This window comes from Pelotomaculum terephthalicicum JT (assembly GCF_022410535.1).
Classification (GTDB): Bacteria; Bacillota; Desulfotomaculia; order Desulfotomaculales; family Pelotomaculaceae; genus Pelotomaculum_D; species Pelotomaculum_D terephthalicicum.
This window is the reverse complement of the sequence record NZ_JAKNBL010000001.1, coordinates 119,697-143,277: the sequence shown is the minus strand read 5'-3', so window position 1 is coordinate 143,277 and position 23,581 is coordinate 119,697. Positions and strand designations below refer to the sequence as shown.

Sequence of the window (23,581 nt, the reverse complement as noted above, 5' to 3'; positions counted from 1 at the left end):
TAGAGGAGTGTGGGCATTGCCAGAACAATTGTCGTTTCTCAAAGAGAATCATTTCAATCATACCCATGTTAAACCGTGGCGGGAGATTCCTTTGACGGATGAACTCTTTGTGGCGGATTGGGAGGAGTATATAAAGGATATTCCCCGGCTGGGCGCCCTGGCCGTACTGCAAAAAAAACTGGTGCAGCTTAATTTTCCGGTTGAAGCAGGCATGAGTAAAAACTCCGATTATCAGCTGGCCACCAGGAGAGGGATGGACGCCCTCTCGATGCCGGGAGCGACAGGGGTTGAACTGGAAGAACCCGATCATCTGGAAGTATATCTTTGCCGCACAATTGCCGGCAGAATACCAGTAATCCAGGTAGGAAACAGAAACGATTTTGAGGCCCTGGTACGTGTGTTTCTCTACAAGAACGAGCCTGTATCGATACCGCCGTCCATGGGGGCGTGTATGATTAAAGGCTATAACAATTGGGCCAGGGTAAAAAAGTATAAGGAAAAATGGCATAGTGACAACGGTTATGAAGAAAACATGGACTTTTTGTGGGAATTGGAATTTGCAAAGATGAAATCTCAGCCGGAATTATACCGGGACACTTTTATAATATTGAGCGACATGGAATACAGTAATGTTCCCGCCGGGATGCTGGGCATTGCCGGGGATGAGTGGCGGCGGTTATCCCTGGTCATTCGCCGGGAGCATGAAGCCACGCACTACTGCACGCTGCGTTTTTTCGGCTCGGCCCGCGACCATTTGCTGGACGAGCTGATTGCCGATTACATGGGTATCGTTGCTGCCGTGGGCAGGTACATAGCACACTGGTTTCTCTGCTTCATGGGCCTGGAAAATTATCCTGCTTTTCGTTCAGGCGGAAGGCTGGTTAATTACTTAAAAAACAAGGAATTATCCGGCGCGGCTTTTGAGGCGTTAAAGTCTTATATTAAAAATGCGGCCCAGAATCTGGAAACCTACAGTGAAAAGTATGTCCCGGGAGTTTATCAGGGTGAGGGAAAATATAGAATGTTGCTGGCCATGTCTAAGATGAATTTAATTGAGCTGGCATCCGAGGGCATAAAGGAAAAATTACTATAAAACGTTTTAATATGTAATACCTTAAAGGGTCCGACGTATTAACTTTTGAAAAGTAAAGGAGGTGATAAAATGAGTGTTGAATCGGCAAAGAAGTTTATTGAAAAAGTCAAGACAGATGAGGCGTTTGCCCAAAAGGTAAAGGAATGTAAAGATTCTGAGGCCCGCCTGGCGTTCGCGAAGGCATCGGGTTTTGATTTTACGGCTGAAGAGATTAAGGGGGTCCAAACGGAGTTAAGTGATGACGAACTGGATGCTGTGGCCGGTGGTGGCTGCTTATTAATGTTTGGTTAAAATTTGAGTTGTAGTTAAGCATTAACATTTCTAAAAATCTGACTTAAATAGCAATCCCGTACCACTTTGATAGTGATACGGGATTGCTTTTTGAATCATCTTTCTAAAAATCAAGCGGGCATGGCTTGGGAGTGAATATATGGTTTTCGATAAGGAAAGTCCGGTCCTCAGGCGACAGGCGGCAAATAACGGCCGCCGCCAGCTCAAGTTCCCGGCATCTCAGCCGGCACAGGTCCTCTGACGGCAATGCCGCCGATCCGGTGGAACCCGCGTGATCATGCTTGCAGCCACCCGCGCAGTAATATCTGGCAAAGCAGGGGGCGCAAACTGCATTGTCTGTCGTAGGGCTTTTTTGATATACTTCTCTGTTCAGGTCTTTGGCGAAGATACTGCCCAATTTATACTCGTCCCTACCCACGAAACGGTGGCACAAATACACATCCCCGGCACAGGAAACACCTGCAACCCTTAGGCCGGCATCACAGGCATAAAGTCTTTTGCGATTATGAAGCAGGGAAATCAGCCCTTGATATAATCCGCTCCTAGTCATGAGGCTCCGCAACGCCGCGGCATCTCTGCTTCGGGTAAGGCGTATCCATGTTTCCGACTCTTGTTCCAACTCCCGCAGGAGATGCCAAGTGTCCCGCGCCGGGTTTGTTTTGCCCGGTTCTGCTGCAAAAAGGGATTTAGAGGCCGGCGTAATGGTTATTTCCGCAAAACCGATTTTTTGCAGCGCTTCTTTGACGAGTTGGGGACCGGTATCCCCGACGATTACGGCGTGGGCGGAGGCTTCGGGCAATACTGCGAGCAGCTTTTTTATTTTGGGCACGGTGGAATCATAAGATCCTTCGCCGTTTGCGTAGGGCCGCTGAGCGTCTTGCACCGCCTTGGGGCCGTCAAAACTGACGGCAACGGATAGCCCGTGTTCTTTTATGAAGGTGATTTTTTCGTCATCCAAAAGGGTGGCATTGGTGATAACCTCAAAATCGACCTCCTTTTCCGCCTCCGGAACTCTTTTTTCGGCGTAATCCACGACTGCTTTCATCAGAGGGAATTTTAGCAAAGGTTCCCCTCCCAAGAAGCAGATGTGCAGTTTTTTCATTTTACCCGATTGCTCCAGCAGCCAGTCCACGGCCTGAAAGGCGGTCTTTTCATCCATGCTGCCTCCGGCGCCGTATTTCCCGCCGTCTCCATAACAGTATGTGCACTTAAGATTACAAGATTGGGTCAGGAAGAGCATCATTTTGACAAGGGAAAAGGATTCTCTTCTTGCGGTTTTTCTGCTTTTCTCTCCTGCCTCAAAAATTAATTCGAGCCTTTTAAGGTCTGCTTCCAGGCCGGCAGTCAATGACACTTTTGGCTCAGTGACAATCATGTTAAGGGTTTGGGCGTCTATCTCTTCTACAGAGCTTGCGCGCATGTTTTCAATATTTATCATATAGTGGTTGCCCTGATGATTAAATAAGTGAAACGGCATTATATCGTTTTTGTCCATAATATCGTCCTCTCTTTTTCGGTTATATATTTTTTATACGTTTAAGTATAAAGTTCATTACAGAAAGGGTGTAATGCTTTCTTTTATTTGTCGTATTAACTTAAAGAAACGATGGTAAAATTGAATTTTACCATCGAGCAAAAGGCAATCTTCATAGCCAGGAATGTGATAATGTTTTCCTGCCGGAAGATGGTTTGAAGGACGAGAGCTGATGAGGAGGTAAAAAGTTTGACTTGCGGAGTAAGCAGCCCTGCCGGCAATTTGGCCGGAGAAAACTTTCGGTTGCCCCTGGCGCCTGCGGACGTTTGCCTGGTATGCATGCCCTACTGTGATCCGGAACTGCCCTCACTGGCCCTGGGGTTGCTGCAGGCCGTGCTGATGGAAGGGGGCATCGAGGCCAGGAGCATTTACGCCAACCTCCTCTTCTGCGAGGAACTCGGGGTGGCATTATACGAGCGAAACCACCCGGGGGATAGTCACCTGCCGCTGGCCGAATGGTCATTTGCCGCCACAGCTTTTCCGGAGTTCCAGCCTGATGAAAATCATTTTGTCGGTGAAATCCACGCCAGAATAGGCGGGTTGCGCAAGCAGAGCCTGGAGGAGTGCCGCGCCGAGCTGCGTTTCATTCGTCTGCAGGCGGAAAGGTTTACCACCCGCCTGGCGGCGCAAATTCTCAAACTGTCTCCGCGTATCGTCGGCTGCACCTCAAGCTTGTTTCAGAGAGTGCCATCCTTGGCCTTGCTCAGGAAGATACGTGAGCTTAACCCGGATGTTATCACCATAATGGGAGGGGCGGACTGTGAAACAGTCATGGGACGCGCGACTCACCAGCATTTCCCGTGGGTCGATTTTGTAGTCTCCGGAGAGGGCGAAGATCTCATATTGCCGCTTGCTAAAAGCATATTTGAATTCGGCCGCCGGATTCCTCCCGAAGCTTTGCCCGAGGGTGTATTTGCCCCCCCGCACCGGCAGTTCGGCTACCCGGGAGCAAAGCAGAACGGGGATGAGGGGCTCCCGCGTGCCGTGGCTGGTTCCTTTGAACGTCAGATAACCCCCGTCTATCAAGATTACTTTGACACGCTCAGATCCCTGCCCGCAATGGGCAAAATTGTCCGCCCAGGCCTGCCAATCCAGGCTTCCCGGGGCTGCTGGCACGGTAAGTGTAAATTTTGCGGACTCAATACGCCGCGCATTCCCTACCGTTCGCGCCCGGCCGCGGGGGTTCTGGCCGAGCTGGAAGAGCTCAGCCGCCGTTACGGGGTTGAGCATTTCGAGTTTCTTGACAACATCCTGGATATGAGATACTTTCGCGATCTGATTCCCGAGCTTATCCGCCGCGGTGCTCCCTACAAGATGTTCTACGAAATTCGCTCGAATTTGTCCAAAAAGCACTTCAAAATGATGCGCGAAGCCGGTATCGCCTGGTGCCAGCCGGGCATAGAAAGCCTGCACAGTGAGGCGCTGAAAGCGATGAACAAGGGGGTGGCCGCCTGGCAAAACATCCAGACGCTAAAATGGTGCCGCCAGTTTGGGATCAATGTCAGTTGGGGGATTTTGCACGACTTCCCGGGCGATCAGGATCGCTGGTACCAGGAGATGGCTGAATTAGTACCCCTTCTGACACATTTGAATCCGCCCTGTACAATACACAATGTCCAGTACCAGCGGAACAGTCACTACTTCGACCGGGCGGCTGACTATTCCCTGAAATTGACTGCCATACCTTTACAAACCCTTATTTATCCATTAAATCCAGGCGCGATTAACGACCTTTCCTACACGTTTGAGGATGAGTTTAAAAATGACCCGTTAATGGCTGTCTTATTTGACCGCTCCGGGTTACGGAACCTGCAAAGGGCTGTTTTTCAGTGGTCTGTGGCATCCATTAGTCAGAACAAGCCGGTGCTAAGCATGAAGGTAGACGACGAGCAAGTTATTGTGCGTGACAACCGTCCGGTTGCAGTCGCCCCTTCTTTCCGCCTTGATGGCGCGCAACGGGAGCTGTATCTGGCCTGCGACCGGGCAGAGGATGAGACACAGGTGCGCGAGATGCTCCTGGGTAAAGGGTTCAGCAGTTCGGACGTTGATGCCGCGCTCCGGACTCTTTTGGACAGCAAGCTGTTAGTTCGCGTTGATCAGCGATTGTTGGCCCTGGCGGTTGAAGAGCCGTATTTGGAATACCTTTCAGAAGACCAGAATCCATATGGATGGATCAGTGCTGATTGCGGATCAATGCTTGGAAGGCCAATTGAATTCATGAAATCTTATATAAAGGACATGGCCGGCAAAGGATTGCTGGACAGCCGCTACTTACCTGCGGATTGCTGAGTTAATGGATACTTGAGGCTTTACTAGCCGGGCCCCGGCAGGCGCGGCAAAAATATAAAAGAATACACTTTAGAAGGTAAAAGGCCATAAACCCAGTTTGGGGATTGTGGCCTTTTGTAATGCTTAGATTTAATGCGCAACCCAAAATCTAAAGCAGGTGTGGTTCGGAAAACACCAGCCTAAGTGCTGGTGTAATGATTATATCGTGATAGTTTCAGGCTCAGTTAGCACTTCATAAATGAAGCTGGCTTTATCTTTTTGCCCCTGGCTAATTTCATCCGGCGCATAACCTCGAACATCAATAGGTTCCATTACTTCTGCCAGGGCGTCGCCAAGTATCTCCCATCTTTTCCATTGTGGCATTCCGGCGAAAACAGGGGAAACGACAATGAGATCGATGTCACTATAGGGTCTAGCTGTACCTTTAGTCTGGGAGCCAAATAAATATGCTTTTTGGAGAGGTACTCCCTTTTTCTCAAGAACTAACAAGTACGATTTGACAATATTGGCTATTTTATTTGTTGCTTTAGGCATTTGACCACATCCTTTGAACTTTTCAGGTAAGCTTCTGTAACTGAAGCCGGATAATCATTTATGGTTCTTTTGAGTTCTTCAGGGTACCTGGTAACGACCCCGGCCAGGCTCAAACGTGTGACGAACCTGACTTGAGCATCGGTGAGTTTGGAATCACCAATTTTCATCAGGTTGATAAGGTTATGTGTTTTAGGCGGGGCTTTGCCTGTTTTTTCAACGACCAATGCTTTCAATGCTTTTTCGACGGCAAGGTGGCACATAAAAATAGAATAGATATATCTTCCGGCACGATACATGCTTTCTGCCGTATCTAAATCATATTGAGACTGGTCAAGCCATTCAGCAGTCTTGGAGCGCATACAGTTATTTCCACCTTTCTATTTTAATTTTATCATTGTATTTATTTGAAATCAATGGTTGCGAAAACCGGTGGAACTCAGGGATTTTTTATTCATGTAGCAATGTTCAATAACTAACGAGAATAGGACAACCCTGTTCTCTAATAATTTGTATTGGGGGGATTGACTAATGGCAAACCGGAGAAAAAGCCAACAATTTGAGGTCGTTGTGGTCTACGATGAAAATGGGCCGACTTTCGATGAGCTGTTACATTCCCCAGAGGTAATGGCATTGTTCGAGGGACTCCTGATAACAAAAAAACTGCTCAAACCGGAATTTAGGAGCAAACAACCAAAACAGGTTTTTTCCAAAAGCGGCCTCTATGATATAATCGATGTAAATAATGAATTATAGAGGTAGATAACAAATGATGACTGTTATCGGTGGTAAAAACTATACACGTAATGAATTGTTAGCCTTGATCGGTAAGATCGAGGCTATTGTATATGCCAGGGTTTCCACCGCTGACCAGGCAAAACACGGTTACTCCCTAGAATCTCAAGTGGAACGTTGTGTAGAGTTAGCAAAGAAAAAATTTGGATATAATGAAGGCCGGGTTATGGTTATAACAGAACCTGGGGAGTCGGGTGACAACCCTGACCGGCCTGGGATGAATCATGCTCTTTTTCTGCTTGAAAATGGGGTAGGCAAAAAAATTATTATGCTTCACCCGGACCGGATGAGCCGCTTTCTTAAATTACAAAATGTGATTGCCGACAGAATATGGGGGTCTGGTTGTGATATTGAATTTGTGGAGACTCCGGAAGTAGATCCGAATAACCCGGAATCGATGCTTTTCTTTAATTTGCAGGGTTCTATCGCCCAATATAATAAGGCTAAGATTCTCGCAAATTCAAGGCGTGGCCGCATGACAAAGGCCAAAAACGGAAAAATCCCGGGACTCCGAAGGCTATACGGTTATACTTTTGACAAAGAGCTGGACACACTTGTGATAAACCCTACTGAGAGCGAAATATACCTGCTGATGGTTGATTGGTATTTAAACGGTGATAATGGGAAGGAAATGACCTGTTCCGGCATTGCCAGGGAATTAGCTACAAGAGGTGTGCCTGCTCCCGGGGGTGGGGACAAATGGCATCAAGCTGTAGTAAGTAGAATACTCCGCCGTGAATGTTATACGGGTAAATTCTATTATGGCAGAAGCGAAGTAAAACAAACAAACGGTAAAAAGATTCAAGTTCCAAAACCGAAAGAAGAATGGATTTGCATTTCTATTCCTAAAATCATAGATGAGGATACTTACCAAGCTCTGCAAGAGAAAATGACAGGCCGGGAAAAGAGGGCCCGCGGCCGGCAATCGGATAATTACCTCGTAAAAGGGATCGCTCGCTGCGGCCGTTGTGGGTCTGCTATCATTGCCGGGCCCCCTACGACCTTGAAGGGCGGTAGAAAGCTCCGGTATTATACTTGCTGCCAGAAGACCAGAAAATCTTTTAAGGTAGGAACGGGTGAAAAGGTGAATGTTTGTTACGGTCGGTCCTGGAGACAAGATGTCGTGGACGAATACGTCTGGAGTTTTCTTGAAAGCCACTTAAACGACCCCGATGCCATCATTGCCGATATTATAAAGCAGCAGCAGGATATTAAAAAAATCGACGAACTAAACAAAAAGAAGATGGGGCTGGAGAAAACGATTTCGGAAAAAAGGGAAGAAGAAGGAAGATGCCTTAGCCTCTACATAAAAGGCTTAATTAAATCTGAAGAACGGCTTGAAAGTATGGTCCGGCCAATTCAGGAACAAATCCAACACTTACAAGAAGAAGTGTTCTATGCTGACCAATCACTACAGGCAGCCAAGACTAAATATAATGAACTGCAAGCGATAAAAGATTCTATAAATGAGTATAGGGATATCCTGGAATCAGAGAAAATGGAGTTCGAAACAAAAAGAGCTTTTGTTCGTATGTTTATAAGTAAAGTGACTTTAAAAGAGAATCAGATAGAGATTGTGGCGAAGTGGAAGCCAGATATTAAAATAGAAAAGGCTTTAAACAATCAACATAGTATAGTGCATTATAGTCAAGAGCATGGAGGACTACCGTGACAGCCTGATTCTTATCCTGGCTGGCTATCAGGATGAAATGGACTGGTTTGTGGAAACAAACCCCGGCCTGCGTTCGCGCTTTCCCATTCATATATCTTTTCCCGACTACAGCAACCGGGAACTGCTCGCCATCGCCGACCTGATGCTGCAGCAAAGGCAGTATGTCCTGTCCGGCGGGGCCAGGGACGAATTGCGATTTTTTATTGAAAAGGAGCATAAACTGCACGAACACAGCGGCAACGCCCGCATGGTAAGAAACCTGATTGAAAGGGCGATCCGCCGTCAGGCTGTTCGCCTGATGAAAAAAAACTGCGAGTTGAGCCGCGTCGACCTGATGTCGATTGTCAGAGAGGACCTGGGGGGGAATTGAAGTGGCATGCAATAACCAAGATCTGGAAAGGTTGTCCGCCGAGGTGGACTGTGAAGTGCAACCGGTTTACCGCTTGATCGAAGACATCGCGTTACAAAATCATGTCAAGGTGCTGGAGGCATTCCGGCGGGTGCGAATTGGCGAATTCCATTTGAAAGGATCAACCGGCTACGGCTATGGAGATCAGGGGAGGGCCGCGCTTGAAGAAGTTTACGCGGCTGTTTTCCGGGCGGAGGCGGCGTTGGTCAGGGGGCAGTTTGTATCGGGTACTCATGCCATTGCCGCATGTCTTTACGGTACTTTGCGGCCGGGAGATGAACTTCTTTCAGTTCAGGGCGAGCCGTATGACACGCTTGGTGAGATGATTGGCGTCAGGGGGGAGTCGAGCGGTTCGCTGCGGGAGTTTGGCGTGACCTACAAACAAGTTGAGCTGTTGCCTGGAGGCGGGATTAATTACCCCGCCGTCGAAAAGGCGATGAAAGACAATACAAAAATGGTTATGCTTCAGCGTTCCAGGGGCTACCAGTGGGGACCCTCATTAGGAATCAGTAAGATGAAAAAGTTAATTGGTTTCATCAAGCGAAAAAAACCGGACGTGGTTGTTTTTGTCGACAACTGCTATGGTGAATTTGTAGAAAATGAGGAACCGGTGGAAGCGGGCGCCGATTTGGTGGCCGGATCGCTGATTAAAAATCCCGGGGGGGGTATAGCTCCCACCGGAGGGTACATAGTGGGAAGGCAAAAGTATGTAGATGCCGCCGCCAACCGTTGGAGCGCGCCGGGAATCGGGGCGGAAGTCGGGCCGTCTCAGGAATCCCAGCGTTTGCTGTTTCAGGGTTTGTTTCTGGCGCCGCACATTGTCGCGGAGGCGCTCAAAGGCATGGTGTTCGCCGCAAGGTTTTTTGACAGGCTGGGATTCGCGGTCATGCCGGAATATAACGAGGAGCGCAGTGATATTGTACAAGCTATTGGCCTTGGCGCGCCGGAGCGAATGGTGGCCTTTTGCCGTGGCCTGCAGGGGGCTTCTCCGGTGGATTCACACGTCCGGCCGGAGCCGAACGCGATGCCCGGCTACGGGGACCCGGTGATAATGGCCGCAGGCACTTTTATTCAAGGCGCCTCGTTGGAATTGAGCGCGGACGGCCCGATCCGGCCGCCTTATGCTGTTTACCTCCAGGGAGGACTTTCCAAAGAATACGTCAGGCTGGCCGTGCTGAGCGCCGCCAGGGAGGTTCTCAAGCTGGGTTGAATAAGCGTAGATATCGGGGGTGGTTCTATTTTAGGGAATTTTGAGAAAGTTTAAATAAATAAGAAGGTTTTTTAAAATTACTAGCGAAACTTTATAATGAATGTATGATTATTTTCGTTTATGTTGTCGATTGGCGGTGATGAATCGGTGAATTTTAAGCAATTGGAATCATTCCTGTGGGTAGCCGAACTGCAGAGCTTTACCAAAGCTGCCCGCCAGTTGTTCATGAGTCAGCCGGCTGTCAGCTTCCAAATCAAAGCGCTTGAGGAGGACCTTGAGGTAATATTGTTCAAGCGCGGTGACAAGAAAATGGTTCTAACGGACGCCGGGCAGCTTCTGTACCAGGAAGCGAGGCAAATGTTCCGGCATTATCAAAAAATCAAGGCTGGCATGGACGATCTGAAAGGGCTGAAAACTGGACACCTGATCGTAGGCGCCGGCACCATTCCGGGGGAGTACTTGCTTCCGTTGCTTATTGGGGATTTTAAAAAAAAGTATCCGGGTATTCAAATTACCCTCAAAGTATCGGGAAGCGGGCAGGTTGAGCGTTGGGTCCGGGAGCGGGAGATAGATCTGGGTTTCACCGGCGTTTTGGCGGAAAGTCAAGATATTGAATGCCGCCCGTGGTTGCAGGACGAGCTCTCATTAATTGTGCCGCCCGCACATCCTTGGGTAAACTTAGGCGCTGTTAAGGTTTCAGATTTAAAGAGTGAAACGATGATTTTTCGTGAAAAAGGGTCGGGCACCCGCCGGACTATTGAAGAAAAGCTGGCTGAGCATAACATAGTTTTGGAACAAATACCCCAGGGGATTGAATTGGGAAGCTCAAGAGCTGTAATTACGGCGGTTGAAGCAGGTCTGGGAGTCAGTATCGTATCAAAGTACGCGGTCAGGGAATCGCTGGAACTGGGACGGGTGAGGGAAGTACGAATAGATGACTTTGACTTTAATCGTTATCTTTACCAGATCCGGCACAGGCAGAATATGGCCGGATTCGCCATTGACGCTTTTACCGATTTCGTCAATAAAGATGAAGTTTGCAAAGTTTTTGACTTTAAAAAAACACCGTGAATGTCACGGTGTTTTTAGCGGGCAGATCAATGTATTTTTCGCAGCAAGCCTATGACTTTACCGAGCACCTGTACATCTCTCGCGTAAATGGGTGTAAGCAATTTGTTCTCAGGCTGGAGTCTGATCCGGTCATTCTCTTTGAAGAAACGTTTGACAGTGGCTTCCTCATCTAACAAGGCCACAACTATTTCACCGTTGTCGGCGACATGCTGCTGTCTTACCACAACCATATCCCCATCCAGGATACCGGCTTCGACCATGCTGTCACCTTTTACCGTGAGCATGAAAAATTCACCGTTTCCCGTAAAAAAAGAAGGGAGCGGGAAGGTTTCTTCCCTGTTCTCAGTGGCCAGCAGCGGTACCCCGGCGGCAACCCGCCCCAGCAGAGGGACGCTGATTAATTCTATGTTGTTTTCTTTGTCGCCGCCCAGCACTTCCATCGCCCTGGGTTTAGTAGCGTCACGCCTGAGATAGCCTTTTCCCTCCAACCTCTTTAAGTAACCGTGTACTGTAGAGCTTGAACTTAAACCTACGGCCTGTCCAATCTCCCTTACCGAGGGTGGGTATCCTTTTTCCCGAATAGTTTTTTTTATGAATGCCAGGACGAGTTCTTCTTTTGAGCTGAGACTATTACTCATCTTATCACCAGCCTTTGATATAATGCTTGTAACCACTCAGGAGCCAGAAGTCAGGAGCGGGATGAAAGATTGTAAGATAAAATGATTAATGAATTCTGAATGCCTGAATAGTAATAAATGTTAATAGTATTATACCATAAAAATGTAAAAATAAAAACATAGGTTCGATATTTGTTAAAGATAGCGATAAATAATTTGGCTGTTACCCAACTGATGATTGTTGCTCGAAGGTTTCAGACGATGTGCGGCAGCGGCGCGTTCTGAAGCCTTTCTTTGTTCTGATAACCGCAATATAGGTGGCGGCGATGCTTATCACATTAATTTGTAAACAACTTACCCCTATGGTAAAATTTTAACGATTAACAGTTAACGGTCATAAAGGTGCGATTATGTTTGAGGAGGAAAAACCTTCTGTTTTCAAAATATGCTTTGCTCTAGCCGCCGGTTTCGGGCGGCGGGGATAAATCCCCGGCCGCGGTGAAGTAAAGATTTGTGAGGAGGTTTTAACATTAAGATTATTCATGCTGCTGAAATAGTTGAGACGGTTGCCGGGCTATGCCAGGAAGCCAATTTTAACCTGGGGCCTGATATGCTGGAAGGATTGCAAAAGGCTTTAAAACAGGAAGTCTCTATTAATGGAAAAGAAATTATACAACAGCTGCTGGCGAATGCTGAAATTGCCCGTGAAGAGAAAATTCCGATATGTCAGGACACCGGTTTTGCTGTTGTTTTTGTTGAATTGGGTCAGGATGTGCGTATTGTCGGCGGTGATTTTTACAGTGCGATCAATGAAGGTGTGAGAAAGGGCTATACGGAAGGCTATTTAAGAAAGTCGATTGTAAACCACCCGTTGGAGCGGGAGAATACCGGCGACAACACGCCGGCCGTGATTCATACGAAGATTGTTTCCGGAGAAAATATCCGGTTGATTGTCGCTCCCAAAGGCGGCGGAAGCGAAAATATGAGCGCCGTTAAAATGCTGAAGCCGTCTGAAGGAGTACATGGTTTAAAAAAGTTTGTGGTAGAGGTGGTTCATGCCGCCGGCCCAAATCCCTGTCCGCCGATTGTTGTTGGCGTGGGCGCCGGCGGCACCTTTGAAAAGGCGGCCCAATTGGCTAAAGAGGCATTGCTGAGAAATTTGGGAGAAGAAAGCAAATATCCCGGTATCGCAAAATTAGAAAAAGAGTTGCTGGATGAAATCAATCGCCTCGGTATCGGTCCGCAGGGTTTTGGCGGGAAGATAACCGCCCTGGCGGTTCACATCGAGGTTTATCCCACCCACATAGCCAGCCTGCCGGTAGCTGTAAACATTAACTGCCACGCGGCGCGGCACAAGGAAGCGGTGCTGTAAAAATAGTAGGAGTCTCAGGAGTTAGGAGATAGGATTCTGAAGTCGGAATAAAGGAATGGTCTATTGTCTTAAAATATTCTGACTCCTGACTCCTGAATACTTGAATGAATTACCTTGGACAGGTGGTGAGCTAAATGGACCGGATCAGCCTTACTACTCCGTTATCCGGCAATGTGGTGGAAAATCTCCGGAGCGGCCAGCGAGTTTCGTTGAACGGGATCATTTATACCGGACGTGACGCGGCGCATAAGAGATTAGTTGAATATATAGAGCAAGGGAAAAAGTTGCCTTTCGATTTAGAAGGGCAGGTTATTTATTATGTGGGACCGTCGCCGGCCAGGCCGGGCATGGTTATCGGGGCGGCCGGGCCGACTACGAGCGGGCGAATGGATTTGTACGCGCCAAAATTATACGCGCTGGGCCTTAAAGCAACAATAGGCAAAGGCCGCAGATCTCCCGACGTGATCAGGGCGATGAGAAAGTACAAAGGCATCTACCTGGCGGCGGTAGGAGGAGCCGCCGCACTGATAGCCAGGTCCATCAAAGAGGCCAGGGTGATCGCTTACCCCGAACTTGGACCGGAAGCGGTGCACGAGCTGCTTGTGGAAGATTTTCCGGCAATTGTTATTAATGATACACTGGGTGGGGACCTGTACGATGAAAGTATCAAGCTCTATTCAGAGCATAGAGAGGACGGCCGCATTTAGTACAATATTAATACCGGAAAGATAAATTAGTATTTTTATAATATTCAGTATGGAAAAGCGCATTATTGGGAGATATGTATACATGTATTATAAAAGATAATACCATGATAGATAGTTGTTTGAAAGTATACAGTATAATATCAGGTCTTGGAGGAAATGAAAACTTTATTGAAGAATTGTACTTAATATAATATTTATATAAAATGATCGCGGATGAATTTCATGGAATATATCGTGGCTTGATTATGTTTACCGGCAAACAGCTTAGGATATCCTAAAGGAGTAAAATATAACAAATATAGGCTAAGTTTTTTATAAATTATTTGATATACAAGAAAAAATAAGATTTAACAAGACTGACGCCTGTGTCTGTAAACTGGAGGTATTTTATTTAATGCATGATAAATTGAAGCATCTGAATGAACTCAGACAGTTAGTGGAAGCGGGGGGTGGCCGGAAACGCATCGATAAGCAGCATGAGGCCGGAAAAAAGACGGCGCGGGAACGGATTGCGGCCTTGCTTGATCCCGGCAGCTTCAGGGAAATTGACATGTTTGCGTCATCTGATGATGATTTTACCAATATGGATAATCCGGGTGAAGGCGTGGTAGCCGGGCATGGTATTATTGACGGCCGGAAAGTATATGTCTACGCTCAGGATTTTACCGTAACCGGGGGATCGCTTGGGCGGGTGCACGCGGCTAAGATATGCAAAGTGCTTGATCTGGCCATGAAGGTCGGCGCTCCGGTGATTGGCCTGAATGACTCGGGCGGCGCCCGGATTCAGGAAGGTGTTGACGCCTTGAACGGCTATGGCGAGATTTTTTTTCGCAACACCATGGCGTCCGGCGTCATCCCTCAAATATCGGTAATACTTGGCCCCTGCGCCGGAGGCGCGGTTTATTCCCCCGCTTTAACCGATTTTATCTTTATGGTTTCCGGGATCAGTCAGATGTTTATCACCGGCCCGCAAGTGATCAAGGCGGTGACCGGTGAAAAGGTAAGCATGGAAACGCTGGGCGGCGCCGCCACACACAGCAAAGTCAGCGGGGTGGCTCATTTTATCACCGGCAGCGAAGATGATTGTATGCTGACCATCCGCGCGCTGCTGAGTTATCTGCCTGCCAATAATCTGGATGAAGCTCCTGTATATGCTCCTGTGGAGCCGGCAAATGATAGAGAGACAATGCTGGAGATAATTCCGGACGACCCGAATAAAAGCTACGACATTCGCGATGTCATCCGCGGGGTAGTTGACAATAGCCAGTTCCTGGAGGTTCATCCGTATTTCGCGCAAAACGGTGTCGTCGGCTTCGCCCGCTTTGCAGGCCGGCCGGTAGGCGTGGCGGCCAACCAGCCCGCGGTGATGGCCGGCAGCCTGGATATTAACGTGTCCGATAAGATTGCCCGTTTTGTCCGCTTTTGCGACGCTTTTAACATTCCCGTGGTAACATTCATGGATGTGCCCGGTTTTTTACCGGGCGTTGATCAGGAATACGGCGGGGTAATCCGGCACGGAGCGAAAATAATCTATGCGTATGCCGAGGCTACAGTGCCCAAAATTACTATTATTGTCCGGAAGGCTTACGGCGGCGCTTATATTGCCATGTGCTGCAGTGCTTTGCGCGCTGACGCGGTATATGCCTGGCCGAGCGCGGAAATAGCGGTCATGGGTCCTGAAGGCGCTGTTAACATAATTAATAATAAAGAAATCGCAGCAGCGGAAAACCCGGTGGAAACGCGGCAGAAACTGGTTGCCGATTACCGGTCCCGCTTTGCCAACCCGTATATTGCCTGCGGCAGGGGCTTTGTAACGGATGTTATCGACCCGCGTGACACCCGCGCCACGATTATTGACGCGTTGCAGAGCTTTTCCACCAAGCGGGAGTCAAGACCGAGAAAGAAGCACGGTAATATCCCTTGTTAGCAGAGCATCATGAGGGGAGGGGATGGCTGGATGCCGGAAATGCGCGACGGCCGTATAAAACCGGAAGTACTGGCGGCTATTACCGCGGCGCTTGCATTTTATGGATATTCTGCGGATAAAGGTTACCGGATCGCCAGCGCGCGAAAAATGAGCGATGCCTGGAAGAAGGCCGGGATTATTGAAAATATGTTGGCCCGGGAAATGAATTCGGTTTTGAAAGGAACTGTTTTAGGAGGAAGTCTGTGAAAAAATTTCGAGTTACAGTAAATGGTCAAGTCTATGAAGTAGAAATTGAAGAAGTCGGCGGGTCCGCCAACTCGCCTGCTCAAGCCGCGGCTTCCGTGCCGCCGCGTACTCCGGAGGCGGCGCCGCTTGTTTCGGCGTCCGCGCCAAAACTTGTGCCGGGCGTCCGGAACGCTTTATCCCTGTCGCTGGGTGACGCCGGTACCGTAGCTGCTCCGATGCCCGGCATGATTAACGATGTTAAGGTGAAAGCAGGCGATCAGGTTAAACCCGGCGATGTGCTGGTTGTCTTGGAGGCTATGAAAATGGAAAATTTAATCAAAGCCGACATCGCGGGCACAGTCAAGGAAGTAAGGGTTGTTAAAGGCCAGGCCGTTAACGGCGGAGACCCGCTGGTAGTGATTGCTTAAGCAGGATAGTATTATTATGATGACAATTTTTGGAGGGAGAAATAAATGACAAAGATCAGGATTACCGACACAACGCTGCGTGACGGCCACCAGTCCCTGCTGGCCACCCGGATGAAAACAGAACACATGCTGCCCATCCTGGAGAAACACGACGCGGTCGGCTTTCATTCCCTTGAGATGTGGGGCGGCGCTACCTTCGACACCTGCATGCGCTTTTGCGGCGACGACCCCTGGGAAAGACTCAAAGAAATCAGACGGCGGGTCAAAACCCCGCTGCAGATGCTCCTGAGAGGCCAGAACGTTGTAGGCTACCGCAATTACGCCGACGATGTGCTGACAGAATTCATCAAAAAAGCGGTAGCCGATGGCATGGACATTTTCCGCATCTTCGACGCTTTAAACGATACCAGGAACATGGAGAAAGCCGTGGAAGTGGTCATCGCCGAGGGCGCGCACGCCCAGGCCACCGTGGTTTACACCATCAGCCCGGTGCACAACACCGAATATTACGTGGAATTAGCTAAAACTCTCGAAAAAATGGGCGCCCATTCTATTTGCATCAAAGACATGGCCGGCATTCTCGCTCCCTACCCCGCGTACGAAATCATCAAAGCCATGAAAGACGCGGGGATTAAAATACCCATTCAGCTGCACTGCCACTACACCAGCGGTATGGGTGCGATGACCTACTTGAAAGCCATGGAAGCCGGAGTGGATATCATCGACTGCGCCATATCGTCCATGGCGCTCCAGACATCGCAGCCCGCCATTGAAACAATGTGCGCCTCCCTGGCGGGGACCGGATACGATCCCGGCTTCGATTTAAAAATACTTACCGAGATCGCCGAGTACTGGAAAGGAATCCGTGAACAGTACGCCGAATTCGACGTGGCCTCAAAAAGCGTAGATACCAACGTGATGATCTACCAGATACCCGGCGGCATGATGTCCAACTTTATCTCCCAGCTCAGCCAGCAGAACGCCCTGCACCGCCTGCCGGAAGTATTGGAAGAACTGCCGCGCGTCCGCGAAGACTTCGGTTACCCGCCGCTGGTTACCCCGACCAGCCAGATTGTCGGCACGCAGGCCGTAATGAACGTGCTGCTGGGCCGCTACAAAGTGAACACAAGTGAAACGATTCAGTATATGCGTGGTTATTACGGCCGGTCCCCGGCGCCGATCAACGAAGAAGTGCGCAAAATGATCATCGGCGACGAACAGCCGATCACCTGCCGGCCGGCCGACATGCTGGAGCCCGAGTTGCCGGCGGCAAAGGAACTATGCGCGGCATTCATGGAGAAGGAAGAAGATATCGTATCCTGCGCGATTTACCCGCAGGTTGCTCCTAAATTCCTTGAGGAGAGAATGGCCGGCAAGCTAAAGGTTGACCATGAGCTTGCCAAGCAAGGTGGGGGAGCGGCCTATCCGGTGTAAAGACAGCTTGCCGGATATGACCGGCGGAAACATTCACGTGCCGGAGAATAATTGCCTTTTGCCCAAATCTCCGACATGTGATAAGATAATATATGTGTCATGTCATATTATGATGTATTAAGCGCAAGGAGGTATTCTTAGATGTCGGAAAAACCGATCAAAGGGGAGAAAAGAGTCTTCCTGACCGGCAATGAAGTTGTAGCCTGGGCCGCGGTTGCGGCTGAGGCCGACATCATGTTCGGTTATCCAATAACTCCCCAGAACGAAATCATGCACTACTGGACCCGTATGGCGCCAAGATTTAACAAAAGATTCCTCCAGACAGAAGATGAAATTTCTGCTGGTTTTACAACGAATGGAGGAGTGCTGGCAGGTCTCAAGGCATTTACGGCTACTGCCGGTCCCGGCAACACGTTAATGCAGGAACCAATTTCAATGGCAGAGATGATGCGCCTGCCGGTTGTTACCATTGTCCAGCAGCGGGGCGGCCCGTCCTCGGCCACCGTTATTTACAGCCAGCAGGAAGTTACCCTGACCACCCATGGCGGCAACGGGGAAGGAATGCGGGTTGTTTATTCCACTGCCAGCCATCAGGAGCTTTATGACTATACGATTAAAGCTTTCAACACAGCCTGGAAATATCGTTTCCCCACCTTTGTGCTGGGTGACGGCTATCAGGCAAAAATGCGCGAACCGCTTACCATCTATGATCCGGAGGAACGTGGAATTGAAGTAGTGCCATCCTACAAGTTCATCGGGGGAGCCGGGAAGCCGGGCGTTGACAGGCCGCCGGTCCAGTTGCGGAATATTTACAATATGGAAGAAGAACTGCTGGAAGTGCTTGAAGAGCAGTTTGCCGAATTTGGAAAGATTTCTCCCGATGTAGCCGAGTGCGAATATTTCGGTTGTGAAGACGCGGAAATCGTGGTTACGGCTCACGGAGTGGTAGCCCGGGGAGCCAAGAGCGCGGTCAAAGAACTCAGGGAGCATGGACTGAAGGTAGGTTATTTCCGTCCTATTACGCTCAGGCCGCTGGCAGTAAAGGAACTCCGTGATATATTTAGCAAGGCCAAGAAAGTGCTGGTTGCCGAATCAGCTAACGGACAGCTTGACCAGTTGTTAAAATACGCGGCTTACGGCCTTACCACTGAGATGGTCTCACTATTCAAACCGGGTGTGGGAATTAATTCCGAAGATATTTACGATAAAGTTAAGACAATGCTGGAAAACTAGGGAAAGACCATTGTTAAGTACGTATGAGAACGTAAAGGAGGAAAAAATTTTGATCAAACCTTCTATGCCGAAATCCTGGCGGGTTGATACCAAGCCGCACAAATTTTGTCCCGGCTGTGGGCATGGTTTGGTGTTGAAAGCCCTCGGACAAGCCATTGATGAACTGGATATCCAGGACCGGGTGGTTTTTGGCTGTGATATCGGGTGTTCGCTGCTGGCCTGGGATTTCTTTAATGTTGATACAGTCCAGACTCACCACGGCCGGACCAATCCGGTAATGACCGGCATTAAGCGGGCTAACCCGGACCTTATCTGTATCGGCTACATGGGTGACGGAGGCGGCTACGCCATAGGTTCCCAGCACCTGGTAAACGCCGCTACCAGGAACGAAAAGATTACCGTAATTCTGGTCAACAACGCCCAGTACGGCATGACTGGCGGCCAGATGGCCCCGACGACGCTGCCCGGCATGAAAACAGAGACCACCCCGTATGGCCGCGATGTGGATTCGACCGGCTACCCGTGCCAGGGTCCGGAAATGGTGGCGGCCATTACCAGGGAAGGCGCTTATGTCGCCCGTGCAACCGTGGTCAAACCGGTCCCGTTAAAAAATTATATTAAGAAAGCCATTCAAAACCAGATGGAAGGGAACGGTTTTTCCTTTGTTGAATGTTTGTCTGCTTGTCCAACTAACTGGCGAACCAATAATGTTGAAACGATAAATTTTGTGGAAAATGAAATGACGAAGTATTATCATGTCGGTGAAATAAAAGTGCCGCCTCCCAAGGAACCGCTCAAAGTCAAGACATGGACCAAGATACCGGCAATGGAGGTACAAAAAAATGGCTAATGCTATAAAGATAGTCATGGCGGGCGAAGGTGGCCAGGGCGTGCAGTCGGTGGCTGAAATTATCGCGGAAGCCGCAAACGAAGAAGGTAAAGAATGTCTTTATATTCCCAACTTTGGGGTTGAGCAGCGCGGCGGCGTGTCGGTGGCCTATGTGCAAATCAGTGACGAAGCCATCGGCGCTCCCAAGTTTAATACGGGCGATATTGTTGTCGCTTTAAGCGACCGGGCGCTGTACAGGACCAAACAGTATGTGGGACCCCAGACGATTTTCGTATATGATACCAGCATCAATGTGCCGAAGGAAGATCTCCCCGCTAACGCGGCGAGAATTCTCGGCATCCCGGCTGTGGAGATTTCCAAGAATGAACTGCACCCGCGGGTTTTTAACATTATTATTATGGGTGCCGTGGTTGGCGCGACGTCTGTTATTTCCAGAGAGGACGCCAAGCGGGCTATTGAACATAAACTGGGGGCGAAGTTTGAGAAGCAGCCGAAACTGCGCGACCAGAACTTCAGCGCGATAGATCGCGGCATTGAGCTTGTAACTAAGGCAGGATAAGGAGGTTTAATAATATATGTCGGTGGAATTTGAAGGTATTACCCAGGAATACGAAAAAGGCAACTTTACTCTCTTCCCCGGCCTTTGCAAGGGTTGTGGTCTCTGCATTGCCAAGTGCCCGAGCGAAGCTTTATCCTGGTCCGATGTCCTCGGGGTTTATGGCACGCCCGCTGTTGTAGCGAATGAGAAATGCATTACTTGCGGCGTCTGTGAACTGGCCTGTCCGGACTGCGCGATAACAGTAGTCAGAAAAAAGAAGAAATAAATCAAGTGGCGCCGGGTAAACAGAAGATTATTCTAAGGTCTTTCCGAAGGGGAAAGGCCTTTTTTATAAAGCGGCGATTTTAAGAACATGGGCTGCGTTGTATGCCTAAATGTCACTGAGAATGCAATTTGTCCCTTTGGTTGCGATGCTGAAAACGGGATAGAAATCGATTAAAAGGATCATGTTATAAATGCAACCAAATGAAAGGGGGTTTCTTGACATGGGTTCTCTTTCATGGAATGCGGCCAAGATCGTCCTTGCCGCCGGAACACCGATTCAGCATCTTGTTTCCGGCAAAAGTGAGACCCACCTTTTATGCAACCGGCAGGCGGTGCTTATCCTGCAAAAAGACGGCTATGAAGCGCATGCGCAGGTTTTAAGCAATTACCTGGAAATGATCAATCGGGGGGCAATCTGGGCCGACAGGGGCTGGAAAAATTTCGCTCATTACCTTGATCCCGCTTTTGGCCCCTGGCCTGACGCGCGGACGGAGTGCCGGGCTTTTTTTGAGAAGGCTTTGTGCCACTGGCAGCGGAAGAATAAAAAGAAAGCGTTTTTTTTCCTCGGCGCGGCGGCACATCTCGTTCAGGATATGTGTGTGCCGCACCATGCCAAGGGAAGTGCATTTTGCGGCCATAAGGAATATGAAAAATGGGCTCAAGAAAACCGCATGGATTTTATCGTTTATTCAGGCGGCACATACCACAACGCGTCAACTCCGGCCGGCTGGGTTGAAGCCAACGCAATAATTGCCAGGCACTATTTCCCCTATGTCTCAAATATTAATTCAGAAACGTCCTACAAGCTGGCAACAAGCGTGCTTTTACCGGCAGCGCAGCGTTCAACGGCGGGCTTCTTTTCTTTCTTTTTAGAATACGCGAATAATCCACGTTAATTAAACGTGATCAGCAAACTGATTTTTCACTATCTCAGGGTGATCCTGGCATCCAGCGCCACAACCCTGTCGGCATACGCCAACAGCGGGTTGATATCCATCTCGGATATGGACGGGTTCGCCAGCGCCAGCTGTGCCAGCCTTGTCAGACAACGAGTCAAAACATCAAGGTTCACAGCGGTGGCGCCCCGGGCCCCGGCCAGTATTTTGCTGACTTTTGTTTCTCTGATCATATCGATGGTTTCTTCTTCGCTCAGAGGAGGTATTCTTAATGAAATGTCATTCATTATCTCGGTGAAAACGCCTCCGGCGCCGAAAGCCAGAACGGGACCGAATTGCGGATCTCTTTTGCAGCCGAGGAGCAGCTCGGTTCCTTTATCCAGATATTCTTGAATGAGCACTCCTTCTATTTGGGCCCCTGTATGCTTGAGTTCTATTTCCCTGCGCATGCTCGTGAAAGCATCTTCAAACTGCCGGACGTTCCCGATATTCAACCGCACACCGCCGGCGTCTGATTTGTGAATGATGTCCGGGCTTAAAACCTTCATGGCAACCGGATAGCCGATTTTTTCCGCAAGCGAAACGGCCTCCTCGATATTTTTAGCCTTTCCCCGGCGGGCTACGGGGATACCGTAAGATTCCAGGATTTCGAAAACATCGGTTTGAGACAGGCTTCCTGCAGTTTTGCCGGAGAGTATCTTTTCAACTTGGGCTTGTCCGGGGTTAACGGGCAGTGATACCGGTTGGCGCTCTTTTTTCTTGATAACGTGGTGATACCGGTACAGGGCGGAGAGCGCCCTGGCAGCCCGGTCAATCGAGTAGAAATATACAACATTGTTTTCTTTTTCAAATTCCCTGGCATATTCCTGGAAACGCTGACCGTAAGTCCAGGTGACCACCGGCTTGTCCGGGTTTTTGCCGGCGACCTCCCTAATCAGTTCGGTAGTGTCCAGGAAGTCACCCTCCTTGTCCAGGAATGAACCGGTTATGCAAATCACTGCATCCATTTGCGGGTCTGCTATGAAGGCTTCCAGGATGCGGCGGTAGGATTCATGAAAACCGTGGAACATGCCGGCCGGCCACATATCCACCGGGTTGCTGCAGTGCGCCCACGCGGGAAACAGTTCACTAAGCTGAGCTTCTGTATTACTGCTCATCTTGGCTATCTCCAGGCCATAACGGGAGCACGCGTCAACGGCGATGATGGCGGCGCCGCCGGAAATGGAGACTACGCCCACTCTGTTCCCTTTGATGCCGTTAAAAGTGGTGAAAACTTTGTTAAGGTCAATCATCTCCTCAACATCCTCAACGCGCAGGAGACCGCATTGTTTGAAGGCAGTATCAAAGATCCTGTCTTCGCCGGCCAGGGCGCCGGTATGTGAGCTGGTGATTATGGCGCCGCCGGGGCTGGCCCCCGTCTTATAAATAATGACCGGTTTAAGAGCGACGGCGTCTTTGGCCGCCTGCATGAACTGCGGCCCGTCCCGCAGGCTTTCCATATGCAGATTTATTACCTTGAGGCGGGGATCCCGGACTATGTGGCCCAACAACTCGGAGAATTCTATATCAGTAGTATTGCCGGTGTCAATTAATAGCCCTATGCCGCTGAATATCTGCGGCGCCCCTACCACAAAAACCCCCGACTGGCAAAGGATTCCCGCTGCCGCGGCGGGATTCATGAACCGTATGAAGGATGTGCAAAAGCGGTTGAAGTTGTTTACGATGCCCAGCGTGTTCGGACCTAATACCCGCACCCCGTATTTGGCCGCGGTTTTGAGGATTTCTTTCTGCATTAACTTGCCCCGTTCGTCACCATCGAAAAACCCCTGGGCAACGATGATTACAAGCTTGACCTTTTTTGCGCAGCACTGGCCGAAAAGCTCCGGAACCGTGTCTCGGGGCGCGCAAATTACCGCCACATCGGGTATCTCCGGCACGTCCAGCAAGGAAGTATAGGCACGGTGACCCAAAATCGTGCCTCCTTTAGGATTGACCGGATATATCTTTCCTTGGTAGCCCCTTTCAAGCATAACTTCCAATGGATTGTTGCTTCCTTTGCCCGAACGGCTGGTCACACCTACCAGCGCCACGGATTCCGGATCCGTTAATTTTTTATAGTCATTTTCAGACAGCATTAAAAGATGACCTCCATGATTATTTAAAAAGCATAAAAT

The 23,581-nt window shown here is 49.4% G+C and carries 23 protein-coding genes and 1 pseudogene; 19 read left to right on the top strand and 5 right to left on the bottom strand.

Annotated features, from left to right (window positions below; translation table 11 throughout):
* Positions 1 to 16 precede the first annotated feature (16 nt).
* Entirely contained in the window at positions 17 to 1,093 is a 1,077-nt protein-coding gene (locus L9W92_RS00680; protein WP_240081841.1) for a DUF7005 family protein, read from the top strand.
* A 69-nt stretch (positions 1,094 to 1,162) separates the two neighbouring features.
* The gene (locus tag L9W92_RS00675; RefSeq protein ID WP_240081840.1) at positions 1,163 to 1,384 is read left to right on the top strand and encodes a Nif11-like leader peptide family natural product precursor; all 222 of its coding nucleotides are present in this window, start codon (positions 1,163 to 1,165) and stop codon (positions 1,382 to 1,384) included.
* 103 nt (positions 1,385 to 1,487) lie between these two features.
* Here L9W92_RS00675 and nlpM read toward each other — a convergent pair whose 3' ends face one another.
* Positions 1,488 to 2,879, bottom strand: a complete 1,392-nt coding sequence (gene nlpM / locus L9W92_RS00670) for a nif11-like peptide radical SAM maturase (RefSeq protein ID WP_240081839.1) — start codon at positions 2,877 to 2,879, stop codon at positions 1,488 to 1,490.
* Positions 2,880 to 3,107: 228 nt separating this feature from the next.
* On the opposite strand from nlpM, the gene L9W92_RS00665 reads away from it, so the two are divergent.
* Entirely contained in the window at positions 3,108 to 5,207 is a 2,100-nt protein-coding gene (locus tag L9W92_RS00665) for a RiPP maturation radical SAM C-methyltransferase (RefSeq protein WP_240081838.1), read from the top strand.
* A gap of 198 nt (positions 5,208 to 5,405) precedes the next feature.
* Here the strand turns inward: L9W92_RS00665 and L9W92_RS00660 are convergent, their stop codons facing one another.
* Positions 5,406 to 5,741 (bottom strand): nucleotidyltransferase domain-containing protein, encoded by a 336-nt coding sequence (locus L9W92_RS00660; RefSeq protein WP_240081837.1) that lies wholly within the window; start codon positions 5,739 to 5,741, stop codon positions 5,406 to 5,408.
* Complete coding sequence (locus L9W92_RS00655) at positions 5,717 to 6,100, bottom strand: HEPN domain-containing protein (protein WP_240081836.1); 384 nt, start codon at positions 6,098 to 6,100, stop codon at positions 5,717 to 5,719. The genes L9W92_RS00660 and L9W92_RS00655 overlap by 25 nt, the downstream gene beginning before the upstream one ends.
* 169 nt (positions 6,101 to 6,269) lie before the next feature.
* Here L9W92_RS00655 and L9W92_RS00650 point away from each other — a divergent pair, with 169 nt between their 5' ends.
* The 5 genes and pseudogenes from L9W92_RS00650 (at position 6,270) to L9W92_RS00630 (ending at position 10,895) form a co-directional block, all read left to right on the top strand.
* Positions 6,270 to 6,494, top strand: coding sequence for a hypothetical protein (locus L9W92_RS00650; RefSeq protein ID WP_240081835.1), 225 nt, complete (start codon positions 6,270 to 6,272; stop codon positions 6,492 to 6,494).
* A gap of 13 nt (positions 6,495 to 6,507) precedes the next feature.
* Positions 6,508 to 8,205, top strand: coding sequence for a recombinase family protein (locus L9W92_RS00645; RefSeq protein ID WP_312038041.1), 1,698 nt, complete (start codon positions 6,508 to 6,510; stop codon positions 8,203 to 8,205).
* Positions 8,177 to 8,575, top strand: a pseudogene (locus tag L9W92_RS00640) (stage V sporulation protein K); the annotation flags it as partial. The gene L9W92_RS00645 and the pseudogene L9W92_RS00640, both read left to right, overlap by 29 nt.
* 1 nt (position 8,576) lies before the next feature.
* Complete coding sequence (locus L9W92_RS00635; protein ID WP_240081834.1) at positions 8,577 to 9,824, top strand: methionine gamma-lyase family protein; 1,248 nt, start codon at positions 8,577 to 8,579, stop codon at positions 9,822 to 9,824.
* 120 nt (positions 9,825 to 9,944) lie between these two features.
* The gene (locus L9W92_RS00630; protein ID WP_240081833.1) at positions 9,945 to 10,895 is read left to right on the top strand and encodes a selenium metabolism-associated LysR family transcriptional regulator; all 951 of its coding nucleotides are present in this window, start codon (positions 9,945 to 9,947) and stop codon (positions 10,893 to 10,895) included.
* A gap of 26 nt (positions 10,896 to 10,921) precedes the next feature.
* On the opposite strand, the gene lexA is transcribed toward L9W92_RS00630, so the two are convergent.
* Positions 10,922 to 11,533, bottom strand: coding sequence for a transcriptional repressor LexA (lexA, locus tag L9W92_RS00625; protein ID WP_240081832.1), 612 nt, complete (start codon positions 11,531 to 11,533; stop codon positions 10,922 to 10,924).
* A 508-nt stretch (positions 11,534 to 12,041) separates the two neighbouring features.
* Here lexA and L9W92_RS00620 point away from each other — a divergent pair.
* From L9W92_RS00620 to L9W92_RS00570, 11 genes are all read left to right on the top strand, one after another.
* Positions 12,042 to 12,884 carry a fumarate hydratase gene (locus tag L9W92_RS00620; protein WP_240082150.1) on the top strand — a complete coding sequence of 281 codons (843 nt, stop codon included), beginning with the start codon at positions 12,042 to 12,044 and terminating at the stop codon, positions 12,882 to 12,884.
* A gap of 134 nt (positions 12,885 to 13,018) precedes the next feature.
* On the top strand, positions 13,019 to 13,591 hold the full coding sequence (locus L9W92_RS00615; protein WP_240081831.1) for a Fe-S-containing hydro-lyase: 573 nt from the start codon (positions 13,019 to 13,021) through the stop codon (positions 13,589 to 13,591).
* 394 nt (positions 13,592 to 13,985) lie between these two features.
* On the top strand, positions 13,986 to 15,518 hold the full coding sequence (locus L9W92_RS00610) for an acyl-CoA carboxylase subunit beta (protein WP_240081830.1): 1,533 nt from the start codon (positions 13,986 to 13,988) through the stop codon (positions 15,516 to 15,518).
* A gap of 30 nt (positions 15,519 to 15,548) precedes the next feature.
* Complete coding sequence (locus L9W92_RS00605) at positions 15,549 to 15,764, top strand: hypothetical protein (protein ID WP_240081829.1); 216 nt, start codon at positions 15,549 to 15,551, stop codon at positions 15,762 to 15,764.
* Entirely contained in the window at positions 15,761 to 16,171 is a 411-nt protein-coding gene (locus L9W92_RS19105) for a biotin/lipoyl-containing protein (RefSeq protein ID WP_240081828.1), read from the top strand. The genes L9W92_RS00605 and L9W92_RS19105 overlap by 4 nt, the downstream gene beginning before the upstream one ends.
* A gap of 45 nt (positions 16,172 to 16,216) precedes the next feature.
* On the top strand, positions 16,217 to 17,605 hold the full coding sequence (locus L9W92_RS00595; protein ID WP_240081827.1) for a pyruvate carboxylase subunit B: 1,389 nt from the start codon (positions 16,217 to 16,219) through the stop codon (positions 17,603 to 17,605).
* A gap of 141 nt (positions 17,606 to 17,746) precedes the next feature.
* Positions 17,747 to 18,838, top strand: a complete 1,092-nt coding sequence (locus L9W92_RS00590) for a ferredoxin oxidoreductase (RefSeq protein ID WP_240081826.1) — start codon at positions 17,747 to 17,749, stop codon at positions 18,836 to 18,838.
* A gap of 64 nt (positions 18,839 to 18,902) precedes the next feature.
* Positions 18,903 to 19,688: a thiamine pyrophosphate-dependent enzyme gene (locus L9W92_RS00585; RefSeq protein ID WP_248285791.1), complete on the top strand. Its 786-nt coding sequence runs from the start codon at positions 18,903 to 18,905 to the stop codon at positions 19,686 to 19,688.
* Positions 19,681 to 20,247 (top strand): 2-oxoacid:ferredoxin oxidoreductase subunit gamma family protein, encoded by a 567-nt coding sequence (locus L9W92_RS00580; RefSeq protein WP_240081825.1) that lies wholly within the window; start codon positions 19,681 to 19,683, stop codon positions 20,245 to 20,247. The genes L9W92_RS00585 and L9W92_RS00580 overlap by 8 nt, the downstream gene beginning before the upstream one ends.
* A 16-nt stretch (positions 20,248 to 20,263) precedes the next feature.
* Positions 20,264 to 20,512 (top strand): 4Fe-4S binding protein, encoded by a 249-nt coding sequence (locus tag L9W92_RS00575; protein WP_240081824.1) that lies wholly within the window; start codon positions 20,264 to 20,266, stop codon positions 20,510 to 20,512.
* A gap of 220 nt (positions 20,513 to 20,732) precedes the next feature.
* The gene (locus tag L9W92_RS00570) at positions 20,733 to 21,407 is read left to right on the top strand and encodes a zinc dependent phospholipase C family protein (RefSeq protein ID WP_240081823.1); all 675 of its coding nucleotides are present in this window, start codon (positions 20,733 to 20,735) and stop codon (positions 21,405 to 21,407) included.
* A 29-nt stretch (positions 21,408 to 21,436) separates the two neighbouring features.
* Here L9W92_RS00570 and L9W92_RS00565 read toward each other — a convergent pair whose 3' ends face one another.
* On the bottom strand, positions 21,437 to 23,542 hold the full coding sequence (locus tag L9W92_RS00565) for an acetate--CoA ligase family protein (RefSeq protein ID WP_240081822.1): 2,106 nt from the start codon (positions 23,540 to 23,542) through the stop codon (positions 21,437 to 21,439).
* Between the last annotated feature and the right edge of the window lie 39 nt (positions 23,543 to 23,581).